The 18,143-nt window shown below is 55.7% G+C and carries 18 protein-coding genes; 12 read left to right on the plus strand and 6 right to left on the minus strand.

The genetic code is table 11. From position 1 onward, the window contains the following. Positions 1 to 5 precede the first annotated feature (5 nt). The 4 genes from OZ411_RS02885 to OZ411_RS02900 all read left to right on the plus strand — a co-directional run bounded on the left by OZ411_RS02885 (position 6) and on the right by OZ411_RS02900 (position 4,496). Positions 6 to 626 (plus strand): TetR/AcrR family transcriptional regulator, encoded by a 621-nt coding sequence (locus tag OZ411_RS02885; protein ID WP_282526712.1) that lies wholly within the window; start codon positions 6 to 8, stop codon positions 624 to 626. 249 nt (positions 627 to 875) lie between these two features. Beyond that, positions 876 to 1,967, plus strand: a complete 1,092-nt coding sequence (locus OZ411_RS02890) for an ABC transporter substrate-binding protein (protein ID WP_282526713.1) — start codon at positions 876 to 878, stop codon at positions 1,965 to 1,967. 403 nt (positions 1,968 to 2,370) lie between these two features. Beyond that, complete coding sequence (locus tag OZ411_RS02895) at positions 2,371 to 2,901, plus strand: cupin domain-containing protein (protein WP_282526714.1); 531 nt, start codon at positions 2,371 to 2,373, stop codon at positions 2,899 to 2,901. A gap of 197 nt (positions 2,902 to 3,098) precedes the next feature. Continuing rightward, positions 3,099 to 4,496 (plus strand): aspartate ammonia-lyase, encoded by a 1,398-nt coding sequence (locus OZ411_RS02900; RefSeq protein WP_282526715.1) that lies wholly within the window; start codon positions 3,099 to 3,101, stop codon positions 4,494 to 4,496. 17 nt (positions 4,497 to 4,513) lie between these two features. Here the strand turns inward: OZ411_RS02900 and OZ411_RS02905 are convergent, their stop codons facing one another. Next, on the minus strand, positions 4,514 to 4,963 hold the full coding sequence (locus OZ411_RS02905; RefSeq protein ID WP_282526716.1) for a carbon monoxide dehydrogenase subunit G: 450 nt from the start codon (positions 4,961 to 4,963) through the stop codon (positions 4,514 to 4,516). A gap of 118 nt (positions 4,964 to 5,081) precedes the next feature. Beyond that, positions 5,082 to 5,858 carry an aspartate dehydrogenase gene (locus OZ411_RS02910; RefSeq protein WP_282526717.1) on the minus strand — a complete coding sequence of 259 codons (777 nt, stop codon included), beginning with the start codon at positions 5,856 to 5,858 and terminating at the stop codon, positions 5,082 to 5,084. A 121-nt stretch (positions 5,859 to 5,979) separates the two neighbouring features. Here OZ411_RS02910 and OZ411_RS02915 point away from each other — a divergent pair, with 121 nt between their 5' ends. Next, positions 5,980 to 7,398 (plus strand): aldehyde dehydrogenase family protein, encoded by a 1,419-nt coding sequence (locus OZ411_RS02915; protein WP_282526718.1) that lies wholly within the window; start codon positions 5,980 to 5,982, stop codon positions 7,396 to 7,398. A 16-nt stretch (positions 7,399 to 7,414) separates the two neighbouring features. Here OZ411_RS02915 and OZ411_RS02920 read toward each other — a convergent pair whose 3' ends face one another. Together OZ411_RS02920 and OZ411_RS02925 are read right to left on the minus strand one after the other, a co-directional pair. After that, positions 7,415 to 8,329, minus strand: a complete 915-nt coding sequence (locus OZ411_RS02920; protein WP_282526719.1) for an alpha/beta hydrolase — start codon at positions 8,327 to 8,329, stop codon at positions 7,415 to 7,417. 7 nt (positions 8,330 to 8,336) lie between these two features. Then, on the minus strand, positions 8,337 to 9,290 hold the full coding sequence (locus OZ411_RS02925) for an amidohydrolase family protein (RefSeq protein ID WP_282526720.1): 954 nt from the start codon (positions 9,288 to 9,290) through the stop codon (positions 8,337 to 8,339). 186 nt (positions 9,291 to 9,476) lie between these two features. On the opposite strand from OZ411_RS02925, the gene OZ411_RS02930 reads away from it, so the two are divergent. The 7 genes from OZ411_RS02930 (at position 9,477) to OZ411_RS02960 (ending at position 17,033) form a co-directional block, all read left to right on the plus strand. Continuing rightward, positions 9,477 to 10,334 carry a xanthine dehydrogenase family protein subunit M gene (locus OZ411_RS02930; protein WP_282526721.1) on the plus strand — a complete coding sequence of 286 codons (858 nt, stop codon included), beginning with the start codon at positions 9,477 to 9,479 and terminating at the stop codon, positions 10,332 to 10,334. 9 nt (positions 10,335 to 10,343) lie between these two features. Further along, complete coding sequence (locus tag OZ411_RS02935) at positions 10,344 to 10,820, plus strand: (2Fe-2S)-binding protein (RefSeq protein WP_282526722.1); 477 nt, start codon at positions 10,344 to 10,346, stop codon at positions 10,818 to 10,820. Then, positions 10,817 to 13,108, plus strand: coding sequence for a xanthine dehydrogenase family protein molybdopterin-binding subunit (locus tag OZ411_RS02940; protein WP_282526723.1), 2,292 nt, complete (start codon positions 10,817 to 10,819; stop codon positions 13,106 to 13,108). The genes OZ411_RS02935 and OZ411_RS02940 overlap by 4 nt, the downstream gene beginning before the upstream one ends. A gap of 137 nt (positions 13,109 to 13,245) precedes the next feature. Beyond that, positions 13,246 to 13,950, plus strand: a complete 705-nt coding sequence (locus OZ411_RS02945) for a TetR/AcrR family transcriptional regulator (protein WP_282526724.1) — start codon at positions 13,246 to 13,248, stop codon at positions 13,948 to 13,950. 332 nt (positions 13,951 to 14,282) lie between these two features. Then, a complete protein-coding gene (locus OZ411_RS02950; RefSeq protein WP_282526725.1) occupies positions 14,283 to 15,128 on the plus strand; it encodes an ABC transporter ATP-binding protein in 846 nt (281 codons plus the stop codon). Continuing rightward, positions 15,125 to 15,910 carry an ABC transporter permease gene (locus OZ411_RS02955; RefSeq protein WP_282526726.1) on the plus strand — a complete coding sequence of 262 codons (786 nt, stop codon included), beginning with the start codon at positions 15,125 to 15,127 and terminating at the stop codon, positions 15,908 to 15,910. The genes OZ411_RS02950 and OZ411_RS02955 overlap by 4 nt, the downstream gene beginning before the upstream one ends. Before the next feature lie 22 nt (positions 15,911 to 15,932). Next, positions 15,933 to 17,033, plus strand: coding sequence for an ABC transporter substrate-binding protein (locus OZ411_RS02960; RefSeq protein ID WP_282526727.1), 1,101 nt, complete (start codon positions 15,933 to 15,935; stop codon positions 17,031 to 17,033). Between the two features lie 40 nt (positions 17,034 to 17,073). On the opposite strand, the gene OZ411_RS02965 is transcribed toward OZ411_RS02960, so the two are convergent. Together OZ411_RS02965 and OZ411_RS02970 are read right to left on the minus strand one after the other, a co-directional pair. Further along, positions 17,074 to 17,565 carry a hypothetical protein gene (locus tag OZ411_RS02965; RefSeq protein WP_282526728.1) on the minus strand — a complete coding sequence of 164 codons (492 nt, stop codon included), beginning with the start codon at positions 17,563 to 17,565 and terminating at the stop codon, positions 17,074 to 17,076. Positions 17,566 to 17,657: 92 nt separating this feature from the next. Further along, positions 17,658 to 17,915: a hypothetical protein gene (locus tag OZ411_RS02970; RefSeq protein WP_282526729.1), complete on the minus strand. Its 258-nt coding sequence runs from the start codon at positions 17,913 to 17,915 to the stop codon at positions 17,658 to 17,660. Positions 17,916 to 18,143: the final 228 nt, after the last annotated feature.

Genomic DNA, 18,143 nt, shown 5'->3' on the forward strand with positions numbered 1-18,143 from the left:
CCGACATGCCAGAAAACTCCGCAGCAACGAAGCAAGGTTCCTCCACTGTCGAAAGTAGAGGAAAGCTTCAGCAAAGGCACATCGCTGGCGTCGTTTACGACCTGATCGCGGAGCGGGGCATTGAAAACGTAACAATGCGGCAGATTGCCGATGCGGCAAATGTCAGTCTTGGCACGATCACCTATCATTTTCGGTCAAAAGAAGAGCTGATCGCGACGGCGCTCGAGTCAGGTTATGCGTTGCCTGACGACTGGGATCAGTACAAGGGCTCACCGGCTGCCCAGCTTCGTCGCATCGCATTGTCGTATATTGAGCAGATGCCCGCGAACCGATGGTGGCGCTTCTGGATCAACTCGGTCGCGATGAGTACCCGAAATGCCGAGCTTCAGGCGATTCAATCCAAACGCTTCGACAAGCAAAGGCGTTTCTGGATCAAGCTGATTGCGGAGGGGCAAAAGGCTGGCGAGATCAGATCGGATCTTGCCGTTGAAGAGACTGCTGATCGGATGCTCGTCGAGGTTCACGGCCGCATCATTCTTCAACTCGTGAAGCCCGGCTCCAAAATGAGAAATGCTGCGCGCGACGCGATCAATAAAATGATCGATGACGTTCTGACAAACGCATAACTCGCTCGCTTTCATTAATCGGCTAGGACGAAAACCGTGCGCTCGCGCGTCTATGCGTGCGCGGATCATATTGTCGCACGCTGGTACGATATGTCGTACAAACGTACGATTTTGCATTGACAGGAGGTTTTCTCCCCGTACGCTAAGGGGATCAATCGCGATCAGCCGTTCAGGAAGTGCGGTATCGGTTGGCGGTCTTGGTCGTTGTTTGAATCTGGGCAGATGCGCTCTTACCAAGCGGGGACAAACATGACCAAATCGTACTCGATATTCGTCGCGATCATGCTTGCGTTGTCTGTAAGTGCAGAAGGAAGCTTGGCTGCGGAGAAAGTTCGAGCGCTCATTCCTGTGCGCAACATCGATGAATCTCTCGCTCCGTTTCCGGTAGCCAAGTATCTGGGCTACTACGCGCAAGAAGGTCTCGACGTCGATTTGCTTGCTGTCGGCGGGTCGAATGAAGTTGCTATTCAGATAGCGGCTGGGAACGGCGACGTCGGGGAAGCAACTCCCGCGCAAGCGGTGATTGGGATGCAACAGAACGCAAGCGCGCCGCTCGACTTGCGGTACTTCTACAACGCGGGCTATCGGAATATTTGGTCGATCTCCGTGCCCGCGGACAGTCCAGTAAAAACGATTGCTGATTTGCGCGGCAAAAAAATCGGAGTGACCGCGTTAGGAAGCGCCGGCACCACGTATGGAAAAGCTTACATAAGATCTGGGGGACTGAATCCAGATATTGATGTGACGTTTGTACCAATAGGGGCGGGTCCCCAGGCTGCGACCGCGATCCAACAGAAAGTGGTAGATGCAATCGTCTTCTGGGACGCTGCCAACGTGCGGTTCGAACTCAGCGGGATTAACGTGCGGCCGCTCAAGCTCGACGCCAAGCTCGAGGCGCTGCCGGATGTTTCGATCCTGGCGCGTAACGATGTTATTCGCGACAAGCCAAAAATGCTGGTCGGTTTCGCGAGAGCTGTCTCCAAGGCGCTCGATTTTACATTGGCAAACCCGCCCGCGGCGGTCTTGATCACTTGGAAGATGTATCCGGAAAGTCGACCAAAAGAGAAAGATCCTCAAAAGGCCTTGGCCCAAGGCCTGAAGATTAGTCAGTTGAGAATGGCCGGGTGGACCAATCCAAAGACAGGCGGCAAGAATGGTCTCTTTTTGGAGGACGATTGGAAGAACCTCGGTGCCTTTTTGCTGAGAGAAAAACAGATCACTCAACCGGTGCCGACATCGCGCATGTACACCAACGACTTTATCGACGAGATCAACAAATACGACAGAGCGGCCGTTGTACGGCAAGCAAAAGAATTCGATCTGAAATCGGTCCAACAATAAACCGCCGCGACGGAGCAGGGCGCCGGCCGACAGGAACAGTCGGCCGGCGTACTTACTTCCAGCCTGTGGGCGAATGGCGGTTAATCGCATCCAGCAACCAGAGCGTTGAATTCCTGGAATTCGTGTAACCCGGTACATCGCTTCGTGTGACTATTCGGCCCATTACGGTCAAGCGGCGTGAGCACCGCGGTGAGCTGCATTCCACTGCGCTCAATTTTGGGCGCTAAGCTACAGATCGTTCCGTACGCGGGTCTTTCTGTTGACTGAATAGTCAACTTAAGATAACAATTGATTAGCCAACGAGGATCGTCAGATGACCCGTCATGGGCGGCGGTGTCCACGTTAGGCTCGCGGCGCCGATGCTCTGCGTCTCAAGCCGCAATCAGATCGTTAGGAGAGTTAAATGGCTGTCGCACGTCACCCTCGTCCCAAGGAATTAGAGTCAGCCTCCCTTGAGGAAATTATGGACCGTTTTGTCGCTCGTTACGCTGACCGGCGCGCTGACTGGGCGGCTTTTGAAGACGCCAAGATCGAGGGCTTCAAGCGTGCGCAGCATCGATTTATCGGTGCAGGCGGTTCCGGCAAGCACGGAGACAAATCGGCGATCCCTCCGGGAAACTTCACGCTCTCAATCATGTTTGTGCCTCCAGGGCAGGGAAATGCGGCGCATACGCATGAGGTGGAAGAGGTCTTCTTCGTTCTGCAGGGGCATCTCGATGTCTTCATTCAAGACGAAGACGGTCGCAAAATCGAGAAGCGTCTTGGACCATGGGAGTGCCTTGCCTGCCCGGCTGGCGTCATTCACGGCTACCACAACAACAGCCTCGAACCGGTCTATTTCCAGGTGATGCTTGGCCGCGGCCGGCCTGAAACGATGGGCTATGCCGACGACGAACTGTATAAGCGTCGTGATGCTCACCTGGCGGCGTCCTAACTGAGGCTCCTGATTGGAGGCTTCTGCTGACGTGTCCTTACGCAGCAGAAGCCTTTCAAGTGGTGGCGGACCGTACTTGGTACAGCACGGATGGTCGTGCAAACTGCGGTTGGAATCGCGACCACAGTATCTTCAGCCTCCTGAACATCCGGCGTCCGGGTTGAGAAGGCAGAGCAATCATGTGACGCGAGACGCACATGAGCCGCATTGAGCATGATTTCCTCGGTCAGCGCGAGATTGCTGACGACCTCTACTATGGCGTTCAGACCGTCAGAGGTTTTGAAAACTTCAACATTACCGGCGTTCCGATGAGCCATGAGCCCTTCTTTGTGAAGGCTTTTGGTTACGTCAAGAAGGCTGCAGCGATGGCAAATCGAGATCTTGGGGTCTTGGCGCCGGATATTGCCGCAGCGATCCTGGAAGCCTGCGACCGGCTCATCAACGGAACCGTGAACGATCAGTTCATCACCGACCTTGTGCAAGGCGGTGCCGGCACTTCAACCAACATGAATGCGAACGAGGTGATCGCCAATCTCGCGCTGGAAACGCTGGGCCGGGAGAAGGGCGAGTATCAGTATGTCAGCCCGAACGATCATGTGAACTATGGTCAGTCGACCAATGATACTTATCCTACAGCGCTTCGTCTGGCGCTGATCATGCGGCTTGAGCCGTATCTTGCTGCACTGGGAAAGCTGCAAGATGCGTTCTTTGACAAGGGAAAGGAATTTTCACGCGTCCTGAAGATGGGCCGGACCCACCTTCAGGATGCCGTGCCCATGTCTCTGGGTTCGGAGTTTCGGGGCTGGGGAACGACCATTGGAGAGGAGATTGACCGTACACGAGAGGTTCAAAAGCTGCTCCGAGAGATAAATCTTGGAGCGACTGCGATCGGTACGTCCGTCACCGCTGTCCGCGGCTATCCTCCCCTGGCGGTGAGACATCTAAGCGATCTGACGGGCCTTCAGTTCGTGCTCGCGAACGATCTCGTTGAAGCGACGTCGGATACGGGAGCTTATGTGCAGCTCTCGGGCGCTCTGAAGCGAACAGCGAGCAAACTGACCAAGATATGCAATGATATCCGGTTGCTGAGTTCAGGGCCACGCTGCGGATTGAATGAAATAAACCTGCCTCAGCTGCAACCCGGTTCTTCAATCATGCCTGGGAAGGTCAATCCGGTCATTCCCGAAGTCGTGAACCAGGTCAGTTTCCTGGTCATCGGTCTCGACACCACAATTTCGCTCGCAGCCTCGGCGGGACAATTGCAGCTCAATGTGATGGAGCCGGTGATCGCTTTTTCGCTGTTCTTTTCCATTCGCACCATGGAACGAGCGGTGACGAGCCTTCGCGATCGTTGCATCGGCGGAATAACGGCCAACGAGGAACATGCGAAAAATATGGTTCTGAACTCTTTAGGCATTGTCACGGCATTGAAGCCCTTGTTCGGCTATCGCGTTTGTGCCGAAATCGCCCGGACGAGCTATTTGGAAGGAAAGTCGCTTCACCAGCTAGTCGTGGTGGAGCGAAAGCTCATGTCTCAACAGCAATGGGATGAAATGCTGAGCTTTGAACGGTTGGTCAATCTAGACTTTTCATAGCTTGAAACGCGCAGAAATCATGCCTGTTTGACGGCTTCTGCAAATCTTTCGAAGAATTGATCAGCAAGCTTTTTTGCCGTGCCGTTGATGAGGCGCTGTCCGAGCTGAGCCAGCTTCCCGCCGATTTGCGTCTCAACCTCATAGGAGAGCAACGTGTTTTCGCCGTGATCGGCGAGGCGAACCGAGGCAGCCCCCTTGGCGAAGCCCGCGATGCCGCCGTCCCCGGTACCGGAAATCCGGTATCCTTCCATGGGCGAAATATCAGACAACGTCACTCGACCTTTGAACTTCGCCTTCACAGGGCCGATCCGATTGATCGCGACCGCCTCAAACTCGTGCTCGGACAGGAGATTAAGCTCCTCGCAACCCGGGATGCATGATTTGAGCGTGTCGGGGTCGTTAAGCTTATTCCAGACTGTCGCGCGGGAAGCCGCCAGCTCAATTGTCCCGCTCATCGTCATCGGCATTATCAAGGTCCTTGTTTAAGTGAGGGAAGGTGGCGTCGAACACCACACTAAGAAATGGGCACGCCGCGAAATGTAAGCTCAAGCGAGCTGAAGTTCGACGGTGGTTCGATCCGTGTCATTACGCAGGGATTAACCCACTTCGCTTTTTAATAGTTTGAACCAGGCTAAAAGGAGCGAGGACTGAGGTCTTGGGGTTGGCTTCAAGCGTCTTCGATCGAATTGTCGTGGAGATTTCTCCGAATTCTCCGCGCGCAACGTATGAATGTAGATTGCCTTCAGCGTTCGGATCGACGATCAAACGGACGCGTGTCTTGTCAAAGCCTAGTCCTGCCAGCGCGATAGCGGCCACGACATTTGCATTTTGCGGAAATATCAGTGCAGCTGTCCGAGCTTCGCAATCAATAATGGTATGAGGCTCAGTCACTCTATCCAACTGCACGATCTTCTCGGCAGCCGTTCCCTTCCACGCCGCGGGGGCTTTTCGTCCAGTGTATTCGACAGATGAGAGGCCTGCCTCTCGCGCAGTGCTGAGCGCGTCTATTCCACCGAGAGCTCCGCCGGGAATCAGCAGCTTGCCACCGCCGCTTGAACTGGCGGACCGAAGCGCTGCCTCCAGTTCTGGATCAGCCAGCGCACCAACGGACACGACGAGCAGATCAGTTCCGCGGCGCAGGACGGTTTCGCCGAAAGTTCGCAGTGCGCCATGACCGGCGCATTCCACCACGAGATCTGGTCGTGCCGATAGTAGTCCCTCGATATCGTCGACCACTGGTTTGGAGCAAATGTCGGCTCGGGGCAACGAAAGGACTGCACAAGTCTCGATTTCCGGCTCGGAGTTCAATTGGGAGATGAGAAATCGTCCGATCGCTCCATATCCGATAACTGCAATCCTCAAGGGGAAACTCCACGGTCCGAGGTCAGCTATATGTTGACGATACAGTCAACATGATGTCAAGCTCTCAAGTCAGATGTCGAGCGCGCGCCAGTCGTGCGCATGAGAGAGCAGGAATATAGGGATGAAGATGGCTGAGAGTTCTGTGCGCGCGCCTGTAACGAAGGACGGTCGCTTCACGGTTATCGATCCCTGGACTCAAGTAGCTGCGTTTGACGTGCAGCCGGGCGGAAACGAGGCGGTTGATCGGACGGCAAAATCCGCGCGATCAGCTTTCCAGGCATCTATCAAGGCATCTGCTCATCAGCGTGCATCCTGGCTGGTCGCTGCAGCCAAGGTCCTCGAGGGCGAGTTCGATCGCCTCGTGGCAATGACAATCTCGCACATCGGCAAGCCGCGCCGGGCCGCGGAAATGGAGGTGAAGCGCAGCATCGCGTTTATTCAGGCGTGCGCGCAGCATATCCACAGCATTGGCGGCGAGGTCATCCCGCTTGATGCTGTCCCTGCAGGCAAGGGATTGTTCGGATTTGCGCGGCGCGTGCCGTACGGCGTCGTGGCCGCGGTCACGCCGTTCAATGCGCCGTCCAATTTGCTGGTTCAGAAAGTCGCGCCGGCGCTCGTGACTGGAAACGCCGTCATCATCAAGCCAAGTCTTGAAGGCACGCAGATCGCGGAAGTGATTGCGAAGGCATTTGTCCAGGCGGGTCTTCCGGAAGGGCTCATTCACGTCATTCCGGGCGACCGTGACGAGGCGCTTGCACTTGCCGCGCATCCGGACGTGGATGTCGTTACCCTGACGGGAGGAACTGCGGCGGGAGACGCTTTAGCGCGCGCGGCAGGCGCGAAGCGCTTCCTCGGCGAACTTGGGGGAAATTCAGCGAACATGGTTGCCGCAGATGCGAATCTCGAGGACGCCGTTGCGCGCCTCATTCCATCATCTTTCGAAGCAAGCGGTCAGCAGTGCATCTCGACCCAGCGGATCATCGTGGAGACGTCGATTTTCGATAAGTTTCTCGAGCGCTTCATCGAGGCGTCCAAGCGGCTCAAACTGGGGGATCCCAGACTGCCCGAGACCGATCTGGGGCCTGTTGTAAATGCGCGCGCTGCAGCCCGAATAACCTCTATGCTTGATGATGCGCGGGCACTTGGTTGCAGCATCGTGAGCACTGGTGAAAGCGCTGGATGCGTCATTCCGCCAACGATCGTCGTCGATCCTCCTCCAGAGGCGCGACTGGTTCGCGAAGAGGTTTTTGGTCCAGTGGTGGTTGTCATGCGGGCTGACAGCCTCGACCATGCAATTAAGATCGCCAACGAATGCGAGTTCGGACTGCAGGCGTCGTGTTTCACGACGAGCCTGGCGTCGGCAATGCGGGTTTCGGAGGAGTTGAGGGCGGGTTCCGTCTGGATCAACGAAGCCAGCCGCTTCCGTCTCGATAACTATCCCTTCGGAGGCGTTGGCAGGTCAGGCGTGGGCCGCGAGGGGCTCCCATACGCCCTTGAAGAATACACACAGCCGAAGTTTACCGGCGTCAGGATTGCCTGACGCTGGATGAACGAGCCTAGGACGGCGGTGTTTCCTGCATAAATTCAAGGCAGGCGCGACCTAGTTCGTCCCGGGCAGTGTTGAAGTGGGCAATGATCGATGTGTGATTATGCCCCTTCATCCACTTGAACGGCGGAGCGCGTCCCTTCGTGGCGGCTAAGCGGTGGGCGAGTTCGAAACAGTAAACGTCAATGAGAGGATTCTCAAACTCGGCGCAGGCCACGAAGGTGGGCGGGCTTTGAGCGTCGATATGCGAGACCGGCGATAGATCATCGTAAATTGATGTATCCGGACCGTAATAGGCCATGACGCGTTTGGCGTTCGGATTATCGTCTCGCGCATCAGCGCGGACTCTCCCGCTGATGATCAGAACACCGGCAAGGCCGTGGCCAGCAGTTGGTTGCAGCCTTTTATCGTAGGCATAGCTCCCGACATGAGCGCCTCCCGCGGAATGGCCCATGAGGAATATGCGCTTCGGATCGACGTTAATCCGGCTGGCGTTGGCCCGAACCCAGCTCACGACTTTCGCGATGTCGAACGTTGCTTCCGGATACTGAATCTCGGGCGCAAGGCGATAGCCGACATTAACGCCGACGACGCCGTGCCGGGTGAAGTAATACAGCACGTTGGCGTAGATTTCAGTGCTGCGATGCCGGCTGCCCTCGGTGAAAGCCCCGCCGTGCACGAAAATGAGAGCGGGTCGTTTTCCGACGGCGCCTCTCGAGGGGGTAAACAGCTCAAATTTCTGCCTCTCATGCTCCCCATAGGAGATAGTCTCGACAGCGATGTTGTCCTTCGGCGACCGCTTGAGCACGTCGGTGAACCTGTCGATCATCAACTGAATGTGGCCCTTTGTGTCGGAGGCCCAAACCGGGCCGACCTTCGCCATGAGGTCGGATAATTCAGACGGTATCGTCGGCAGCACAGTCATTCTGCACTCACAGCTTCAGAAGTTTTCGCGCGTTTTCCCCGACGAGTTTACGTTTGTCATCCGGCGATAGTTGAAGCTGATTGATCCAATCCATGCCATCCTGGTTCACGACGTAGGGGTAATCGACGGCGAACATGATCCGGTTGATGCCAAGCTCGAGCATTGTGCACATGAGCGCGGGCGTGGAAAAAAATCCGCTCGTCGTCACGTGGAAATGTTCACAAAACGTCTTGCGGAAATCGAGCGGCTTCTGGCCGGGGCGGGCGAGCGCCTGATTGACGCGCCATAGCAGAAATGGCAGCGTCTCTCCAAGGTGCCCGAGGATGATCTGGAGCTTTGAGTATTTCTCAAGCGCTCTGCTCAAGATGAGCCGGATAGCAACGGTCGCCGTCTCGACTGTGAATCCCCAAGCCGGCCGGATAACGGTCGGAAATTCATTCGCATAGTCGTCGTAGTAAAGTTTGGTGACGTCCGAATTTGGAACCGAGGGATGCAGATAAATCGGAACGTCAAGTTTTTCCGCGACTTCAAAAATTGGCCAGAACCGCTTATCGTCGATGAACAGGCCGTTTGTTAAGCCGTGAATCATCGCCCCCTTGAAGCCCAGTTCCTTGATGCATCTCTCGAGCTCTAACGCCGCCTGTTCTGGAACCGGAGTCGGAAGGGCTGCAAATGCTGCAAAGCGGGATGGATATTTGGCGCAAGCCTCGGCGAGGCGATCATTCGTTCGCTTTGTCAGGTCGACGGCGATCTCTGGCGGCAATTTCTGTGCAGCCGGTGCGCCGTGGGAAAGCACCTGGATATCGATTCCGGCTTCATCCATCGCACGGAGTCGAACGTCGCCGATCTCCGTCAATAGATCCTGGACGTGCGACTTGTTCTCGCCACCGGGAAAATGCCTTGCCAGTTCAGCATCCCAATAGTGCTCTTCGATGGCAATGACTGGCGCATTGTTATGCATTGCAAAATCCCACTTTTATGCTCTCATACGATTTGACACAGGCTACCCATGTGTTGACCGAATAGTCAACAATCCATATAGTGATCTGGGATTGCCTGGTCACTAACAGCCGTCAGCTTAGGTAGGCGCGGGTGTATCACTTTGAGGAGGCCGTAAGCCGATGGTTGTTTATCGCTGGGGGGCACAATGAAGCCGCCGGTTCTGGAGTATGCCGCGCCCACTTCTGTCGATGAAGCTGTGAAGTTGCTGGCATCAAGCAATGGGAATGCGAAGGTCATTTCCGGCGGACAAAGCCTGATGCCAATGTTGGCCTACCGTCTCGCGTCGCCGGACCTCCTCGTTGATCTCAAGCATCTCAAAAATCTGAACGCAATCACCATCGATGAAGATGGAGTGCGATTGGGCGCGAAAGTGCGCTGGTGCGATATCGAGGCAGACAAGCGACTTTCTGTCAGTCATCCGCTGCTTGCAGAGGCGATCAAGCACGTTGCGCATTACCAGGTTCGGAATCGGGGAACGGTCGGTGGGTCTGTCGCTCATGCGGATCCTTCGGCTGAAATGCCGGGGATCGCACTCACGTGCGAAGCGCAAATGACCATTGTTGGTCCCTCGGGCACGCGGACTGAGGAGGCCGCCGAGTTCTTTATCGGGCCGCTTCAAACGACTCTCGAGCCGGACGAAATTGTGACGGAAATTCGGTTGCCTGCGTGGAGTTCGAAGCGAAAGTGGGCGTTTCTAGAGTTCGCCCGGAGGAAGGGCGATTTCGCCATGGCAGGAGTCGCTCTTTATTACGATCTCGACGAAAAGAATCAGATCGTTGGCGCTCATGTGGGTGCCATCGGCATTGCGGATCGGCCGATTCGTTTAAACGAAGTAGAGGCTTTGCTGAACGGAAATCCCCTGACCGAAAGCCTGATTGCCGCGGCCTCTGCGAAGGCAAGACAAACCGTAGATCCGCCGTCCGATATTCACGCGCCGAGCGAGTATCGGGCAGCCCTTGTCTCGACACTCCTGGCGCGTGGCCTGAAGAAAACGGCGATTTAGGAGCGGATTATGCAAATCGAATTCGATCTCAACGGCAGCTCCGTAAAAGCCGATGTCGAGCCGCGCACCACCCTTGCCGACTGCATCCGCAATAATCTTGGGCAAACGGGAACGCATCTCGCGTGCGAGCACGGTGTATGCGGCGCGTGCACGGTGCTGGTCAACGGTGAGGCTGTACGTTCGTGCCTGATGTTGGCTGTTCAAGTACAGAACGACAATGTGGTTACCGTAGAGGGGCTCTCGGGTGACGAATTGTCGCCGCTGCAAGCCGCATTCCGCAAGCACCACGCGCTGCAATGTGGGTTCTGCACACCAGGCTTCATCACGACAGCGCACGCGCTGCTCAGCCACGAGCCGGACGTCGATGAAGAGCGAATTCGTGATGTCCTCTCCGGCAATCTCTGCCGGTGTTCGGGATATATCCCCATTGTCGAGGCCGTCTTGGAGGCGCGCAGCTCATACCGGAATGCAGGTGGCAAGTCATGAAAGTATCAAATTCCTACATCGGCCGCCCGATGGAGCGCGTTGAGGACTTCCGCTTGGTGCGGGGCGCTGGCACTTACGTCGCTGACGTCAACAGGCCAAACCAGCTCTATGCGGTAATTTTGCGAAGCTCCACTGCTCACGGGATTATCGAGTCGATCGATACTCAAGCCGCTCTCGCACTCGAAGGCGTTCACGCCATCCTGACGGCTAAGGATTTCGGAAATACGGTTCCGCGGATTCCGTTGAGGTTGCAGCCATTACCGCAGCTTGAGACCTTTCATCAACCTGTGATTGCAGACGGCAAGGTTCGCTATGTCGGTGAGCCGGTCGCCGTGGTGGTTGCTGAAAGCCAGGCCATTGCCGAGGACGCGCTTGAATACGTTGGCTTGGACATTGAACCGCTGGCCCCTGTCGCCAATCGTGCTCATGCAGAAGCTAAAAAGTCACTGCTTTTCGAAGAACACGGTTCGAACGTTGCCATCACCTGGAAGGCCTTCCGCGGCAATGCGGACGAGGCCTTTAAGACTGCCGATTACGTTCGGCGTGAAAGGTTCAAGGTACAACGGCACGCTGCGATGTTCATGGAGCCACGTGGCTTTGTGGCAGAGTGGGACAATGCGGCCGGCAAATTGACCGTATGGGGAGCGGCGAAGACGGCTTGGTATAACCGCCGTACTCTCGCTGCCCAAATGGGCCTCGATCTAGAGGCGGTTGATCTGATCGAGGTGGATGTCGGCGGCGGTTTCGGATCTCGCGGAGAATTCTATCCGGAAGACTTCCTTATCCCGGCCGCAGCGAAGATCGTCGGCCGGCCCGTTAAGTGGGTGGAAGATCGGCGCGAGCACATGATGAGCGCTAATCACGCGCGCGATGTGGAGTGCGAAGTCGAGTTCGCCGCAACACGCGACGGCAAGTTCATTGGGCTGCGAGGAGAGGCGTGGTGCGATACCGGAGCTTATGTCCGGACGAACGGTTCGGTCGGGCCGCGCAACATCGCACAATACATGAGCGGTCCGTATTGTTTCGAGCACATCGATATCAAAAGCGCGATGTTGACCACAAACAAGACGCCCTGCGGAACGTACCGAGGCCCGGGCCGCTATGAAACAGATTTCATTCGCGAGAGGATGATTGATTTGGCCGCTCAAGACCTGAACATCGACCGTGTCGAAATACGCCGGCGAAATCTGGTGGCGGATGCTCAGATGCCTTATCCGCTTGCGTCGATTACCCCCTACGACAGTTCGACGGATCTCGACAGCGGTGACTATCAGGCGGTCTTTGATCGCTGCTTGCGCGAATTCAAATGGGAAGAGAAATCCAAGCTTCGCGGACAGCTTATCGATGGCTACTATCACGGCCTGGCCGTGGGAAGCTTCATTGAGGGGGGCGCGGCAGGCCCCAAGGAAGAAGTTCGACTGGTGTTGGAGCCCGGTGGATTGCTGACGGTCTACATGGGATCGTCTTCGGTCGGGCAGGGGCTGGAAACCATCATGGCGCAGATCGCTGCGGATGCGATGGAGATCTCATACGAGAAAATTACGATCCTTCACGGCTCCACGAGCTACGTGAAGGATGGCTATGGAGCCTATCATTCTCGCTCAACCGTGATGGGAGGATCTGCAATCCTCGTTGGTGCTGAGAAGTTAAAGGACCTCATCCGAGAAAAGGCGGCCGCTCGTTTTGGATGTGCGCCAACTGACGTGTCGCTCGGTGAAGAGCGGGCAACTTTCCGACAATCCAGCATACCGTTCGGTGAGCTTTCGGAAGAGCCGCTGGAGATCGAAGCCGAATTCCTCAACAAGAAGTACACATGGGCTTACGGCACCCAGGCCGCCCACGTCGGGGTCGATCCTGGCACCGGTCACGTCAAGGTCCTTGACTACATGTCGGTCGAAGACGTGGGGCGCATGATCAATCCATTGACCCTTCACGGACAGGCCATCGGCTCCATTGTTCAAGGTCTCGGCGGCGCCTTCCTCGAACATCTCGTTTACGACGATGAAGGGCAGCTTCTGACGGGTTCCTTCGCCGATTACCTCATGCCAACGGCGTCCGATTTCCCCAAGATCCAATCGATCACGGTTGAACTGAAACCCTGCCCAAATAATCCCTTGGGCGCCAAGGGCGCGGGAGAGGGGGGCCTTATCCCTGTGGGCGGCTTGATGGCAAATGCTATTGCCGACGCGCTGTCCCATCTCAACGTGCAGCCTATGGAATTGCCGCTGTCGCCGCCGAAAATCTGGCAGTTAGCTGAGAATGCGAGTGCGGGTGTTTCGCTGGCTTAGAGCGTTTTTGTTTGATTTTCGCGAGCGTTTACGCTCTCTCGTCTTATGGTGAGGGCACGCTCGCGTCCAAAGAGGCATATGGGCCTTAGGATACGGAGGAGTTTTCACTTCAGCTATCGAAGATAAGGGAGACCGTCTTGGCGCGTCGAAGTAGCGATCCAGCTCGTGTTCGGGAAAAGATTCTGAAGCTCGCCATGGAGGAATTCGGTCGTATTGGATTCGAAGGGGCGCGCGTTGATCGGATTGCTGAGCGGTGCAATCTCAGCAAGAACATGCTGTACTACTATTTCAAGTCCAAGGAGGGATTGTTCGTCGCTTCGCTTGAAAAGATGTACGAAGCGTTTCGTGATCAGCAGCGGGATTTATCCATCCGCGCAAGCGATCCAATGTTCGCAGTGGAGCAGCTGATCGAGCACACGTTTGTTGCTCTCGAAAGCAATCCGAATCTTATTCGGCTGCTCAACGAAGAAAATAAGCATCGCGGCAAATACATTCGAAAGTCGAAGCGGATTCGGGATCTGTACAATCCGCTTGTCGAGACCCTCAGTTTCATTCTCGATCGCGGGCGGAAGGATAAGATATTCCGGGCGGATCTCGATCCCACGCTGGTTTATCTGACGCTGTCGTCGCTATGCTATCACTATCTCTCAAATCAATACACCTTGGAAATTGCCCTTGGCCGTGATCTCAGTTCTGTCAGTTCGCGCCAGCACTGGGTCCGTCACGTGACAAACGTTGTCCTGCAATTCTGCATCTTCGATCCAGAAGATATGTTGCGCCAAAAAGCTGGAATGAAATCTCTCGAAATCGATGCGCGCGAACGACGCAAGGTCGAGTCTTGAAAAATAAGACTGTGCGCGCAGCACAAATCGAGTGCAGTGCACGCCATTCCGAGAGCTGCGCTCCGTTCCGTTAACATCCGCATTTATGATTGAAGGCCAACTGGTTAGATGAGGTGACGACAGAGAATTCGTCGCCTCTCGCTACATTTGGTCGTGTCGAATTTGCAGAAGCTACAACAATTAGGCAATTCGCGTTGCGTGTTGCCTGAATGCTTTGCAGCAAAAGACATTTGTAGCTAGACAAATCCTAAAAAGCCCAGTTAACTTCCTGGTCAACATAGACCAAATCGTCGCGTATGTGGCGCGACAGATTAAGGCGAAGTGGATTAGGGATGATTGGTTCGAGCGCCCAGCTGAAAAACAGGGATGGTGAACGCGTTGCTGATATTCCCGCGAGGCCGGCAATGATCAGAATCGCTAATTTGGAAAAGCGATTTAATACGCGATCAGGTGAGACGGTAAATGCGCTGACGAATGTCAATCTCGACATTCGCGAGGGCGAATTCATTTCGGTCGTGGGGCCGAGCGGATGCGGCAAGACGACGCTGCTGCGCATTTTAGCGGGACTGGAGCAGGCGACGTCGGGCGTGGCGGAATGCGCGGGCGCGCAGATTACCGAGCCGCGTCCCGATGTAGGAGTCGTCTTTCAGCAGGCGACGTTGTTGCCATGGAATACAGTGCTTGAGAACGTTCTGCTTCCCGCAAGGCTCCGGCACGATAAATCTGAAGCTGTTGTTACGCGCGCTCGAGGACTCTTGTCCTTCATGGGCCTGCAGGATTTTGCGGAAAAATATCCGTTTGAACTGTCAGGCGGCATGCAGCAGCGCGTGTCGATTTGCCGCGCTTTGATGCGCGAACCGCGCATCTTGCTCATGGATGAGCCGTTTGGTGCGCTCGATGCAATGACTCGCGAAGCCATGAACATGGAGCTGATGCGAGTTTGGTCGGAAGAGAAGAAGACCGTCGTCTTCATCACCCATAGCATTCCGGAAGCCGTCCTGCTTGGCGATCGCGTCGTTGTCATGTCCCCGCGGCCGGGAAGAATATCGGAAGTCATCGACGTTGATGTCGGTCGTCCCCGCGGCCTCCAAACGATGGCGACGCCGCGGTTTGGCGAGCTCTGCGATCACATCCGTACAATCTTCGGCGCACAATCAATGACGGCGACCTCGCTATGAGCAAAACCTCATCAAACAAAAACCGGCTTCAATCGATTGTGCTCGCGGTTGTACTTTTAGCCGTCTGGGAAGGTGCATGTCGCCTGTTTGATATCTCGCCGATCGTCCTGCCGACGCCGAGTTCTACCGTTGTGCGCCTCTACGCTTTGTTTGAAAGCGGTACGATCTGGCCTCATCTCTGGGCAACGCTTTTCGAAATCTTGCTAGGGTTTGTGCTCGGCTGTATCGCCGGCCTAGTCGTCGGCGCGATGATATCCCTAATCCCGGCGTTCGAGCGGCTCGTCTATCCTTATCTGGTTGCTCTTCAGACGCTGCCCAAAATTGCCATAGCGCCACTCTTCATCATTTGGTTCGGCTATGGATTGACTTCGAAAGTCGTCATTACGGCTCTTGTCTGCTTTTTTCCTGTCCTCGTCAGCGTCATCGCCGGATTCCATTCAACGGATAAAGATCAGTTGGACATGATGAAGGCGTTCGGCGCGACGAAGTGGCAGGTTCTCGTTCGCCTGAGAATTCCTTCAGCGTTGGTTTTGATCTTTGCCGGATTGGAGATTGCTGCAGTGCTCGCAGTCATCGGTGCGATCGTGGGAGAGTTCGTTGGTGCGCAAGTTGGATTGGGATATCTCGTTGTTACGCTGAATTTCAGCATGGATGTTCCGGGCGTCTTTGCAGTTCTCGTCGTCCTGTCGGTGATCGGTTTGGCGATGCATGGCCTCATGCGCTACGCGGCTCGTCGTTACATTTTCTGGATCCGTCGTAGCGAAGCGCCGGTAATGACTTAAGCGATCCTAAAAGGAGTCGGATATGCCGATTAGACGTTCCCTGCGCCGCCTGTTTCTTTCATCGATGATCGTTGCTGCTGCTGTGTGTGACTTCAGCGCCGCAAACGCACTCGAGAAAGTCCGGGTACTGATCCCAGTCCGCAATATCGATGAGGCTTTTTCACCATTCGTCGTCGCGAAGGAAAGAGGGTATTTCGCTTCCGAAGGTTACGACGTTACGTTGATCGCCGTCGGTGGCTCCAACGAATCGGCAATCCAGGTCTCGGCGGGCAATGCGGAAGTCGGCGCCGCCTCTCCAGGCGAAGCTCTGGTTGGGGTTCAGTCCGGAAAGCTCGACATTCGGTACTTCTACGGGCTCTACTATTCGAATATCTGGTCGGTCGCCGTGCTACCTGATAGCCCAATCAAAGCGCTCAGCGACCTGAAAGGCAAGAAGCTGGGCGTCCAATCAATGGGAAGCGCTGGCACGACCTTTGGCCGCGCGTTTGTACAGGCCGCCGGCCTGAATCCCGACAAGGATATTTCCTTTCTGCCGATAGGTGTGGGAGCGCAAGCCGTTACGTCGATCCGTGAGAAATTCGTTGACGGCCTCGTCTACTGGGATGCCGCGCTAGCCAAGTTCAAGTTCTCAGGCCTCGACCTTCGCGAACTACCGGTAGCGGAAAATCTGCGCTCGCTACCGGATGTCGGATTGCTGGCCCGCAGGCAGACGATCGAGAGCAATCCGAAGATGCTAACGGGAATTGGACGGGCCGTTGCAAAGGGCTACGACTACTCAATGGCGAATCCGGAAGCGGCGGTTCTGATAACTTGGAAAGCGTATCCCGAGGCCGCATCCAAAAACCCAGATAGGGCCGCAGCGCTTAAGGAAGGGGTAATCGTCAATCAGGCGCGGCTCGGCATTTGGAATACGCCTAAGATTGGTGACAAGCACGGCACGTTAGTCCCTGACGATTGGAATCGGCTAATCAACTTCTTCGTCGACCAGAAGGTCTTACCGGCTCCCCTGCCTATCGATCACGTTCTAACGAACAAGTTTATAGATGGTATCAACAACTACGATAGAGCGGTCATTATCAACGATGCGAAGAAGGAAGACAGCTTCAAGCTTCAGGGCGGTTGAGGATCGTCACGCTCGGCCATGTTAAAATCTGGCGTGGTCTTCAGGCCCGGTGGGGTGCAGTTGGTTTCGCTACCCCATCATGACGAACGGCAGGATCGCCGCCGCACCAGCAATCGCGTGCCAAGGCGGCTAATCGCCAGAGCGCGGGGTAGCGCGCCGATCGCATAGCCGATCTAGGCGCCGCGCAAAGACCCGCACCGTGCGATGCCGTGCCCTTCGTTGGCCAGAACCGGTGCACGATCTCCTCGCCAAGCTTTTGCAGGTTTCCGGTTATGAGAACGCGGTTGAGCAACACCCCGTTGAAACGGTTGGCGCCGGAGTTCTGCAGTCCCAGGCCGAGGGCGAGAATGATCGGGCCTGAGGCGACGTCCGCGAAATTGCAAAGTTCGCTAACAGCATCGCGATGACAGCCAGCACTATCCATATCCGCGTGCCCGCGCGATCCGCGAGCCATGCCAAAACGACTCCAGTGAGGAACACAAGGACGATAAGTCGCGACTTCAATGCCGAGAAAGATAGTGTTGCCAATCATGGGGCCGGCAAAGGCATTGAAGTCGATATGTCCGATGGCGTCGGCATATCTGGGCGGTGAGGAAGAGAGGGATCGCCCGAAGCATTGGACGCTCAAAGCCGGTCGGACGCCAGAAGGCGGTCCAATAGGACACTGTGAGCGATTTGACGACCCAATTCATCATCGCGAGGTCGGCCGCGAAGCTGACCGTTCTGAGGCGGCCCAAACGGGCTAAGTGTCTCGTATTCCGAGACGTCCATCGGGTGATCGATAGGCGGATATTGAGCTAGGTTGCGCTGCAACGCTTCCAGCTGCTCGACCAGCCCGCCCCGCAGTGTCTCAAATACTCGCCCGAATTTTTGAAAAGTCATCTAGTGTCTCCGAAGCAATATTCCCAATGGCTGCGGCTCGGGTCAGTTCGTTGACGGTTTTGGCGAAGGGACTGTCCAACGGTCACACATCAAACTGCCTTCGTTCTGACCGCAGATTTCGCTGCTCCCAATTCAGGTAAGCGAGGGTCCCTTCCCCTCGGAACCGCGCGACCCATATATTGCTAGATCATGTTGACGGGATCCAGCCTGACCACCTGCTTCATTCCA

The organism is Bradyrhizobium sp. Arg237L (genome assembly GCF_029990105.1).
In the GTDB taxonomy this organism is placed as follows: domain Bacteria; phylum Pseudomonadota; class Alphaproteobacteria; order Rhizobiales; family Xanthobacteraceae; genus Bradyrhizobium.

Coding starts and splice junctions, on each gene's coding strand:
- OZ411_RS02885 (WP_282526712.1), top strand. CDS start 6: ATGCCAGAAAACTCCGCAGCAACGAAGCAAGGTTCCTCCACTGTCGAA.
- OZ411_RS02890 (WP_282526713.1), top strand. CDS start 876: ATGACCAAATCGTACTCGATATTCGTCGCGATCATGCTTGCGTTGTCT.
- OZ411_RS02895 (WP_282526714.1), top strand. CDS start 2,371: ATGGCTGTCGCACGTCACCCTCGTCCCAAGGAATTAGAGTCAGCCTCC.
- OZ411_RS02900 (WP_282526715.1), top strand. CDS start 3,099: ATGAGCCGCATTGAGCATGATTTCCTCGGTCAGCGCGAGATTGCTGAC.
- OZ411_RS02905 (WP_282526716.1), bottom strand. CDS start 4,963: ATGCCGATGACGATGAGCGGGACAATTGAGCTGGCGGCTTCCCGCGCG.
- OZ411_RS02915 (WP_282526718.1), top strand. CDS start 5,980: ATGAAGATGGCTGAGAGTTCTGTGCGCGCGCCTGTAACGAAGGACGGT.
- OZ411_RS02920 (WP_282526719.1), bottom strand. CDS start 8,329: ATGACTGTGCTGCCGACGATACCGTCTGAATTATCCGACCTCATGGCG.
- OZ411_RS02925 (WP_282526720.1), bottom strand. CDS start 9,290: ATGCATAACAATGCGCCAGTCATTGCCATCGAAGAGCACTATTGGGAT.
- OZ411_RS02930 (WP_282526721.1), top strand. CDS start 9,477: ATGAAGCCGCCGGTTCTGGAGTATGCCGCGCCCACTTCTGTCGATGAA.
- OZ411_RS02935 (WP_282526722.1), top strand. CDS start 10,344: ATGCAAATCGAATTCGATCTCAACGGCAGCTCCGTAAAAGCCGATGTC.
- OZ411_RS02940 (WP_282526723.1), top strand. CDS start 10,817: ATGAAAGTATCAAATTCCTACATCGGCCGCCCGATGGAGCGCGTTGAG.
- OZ411_RS02950 (WP_282526725.1), top strand. CDS start 14,283: ATGATTGGTTCGAGCGCCCAGCTGAAAAACAGGGATGGTGAACGCGTT.
- OZ411_RS02955 (WP_282526726.1), top strand. CDS start 15,125: ATGAGCAAAACCTCATCAAACAAAAACCGGCTTCAATCGATTGTGCTC.
- OZ411_RS02960 (WP_282526727.1), top strand. CDS start 15,933: ATGCCGATTAGACGTTCCCTGCGCCGCCTGTTTCTTTCATCGATGATC.
- OZ411_RS02965 (WP_282526728.1), bottom strand. CDS start 17,565: ATGATTGGCAACACTATCTTTCTCGGCATTGAAGTCGCGACTTATCGT.
- OZ411_RS02970 (WP_282526729.1), bottom strand. CDS start 17,915: ATGACTTTTCAAAAATTCGGGCGAGTATTTGAGACACTGCGGGGCGGG.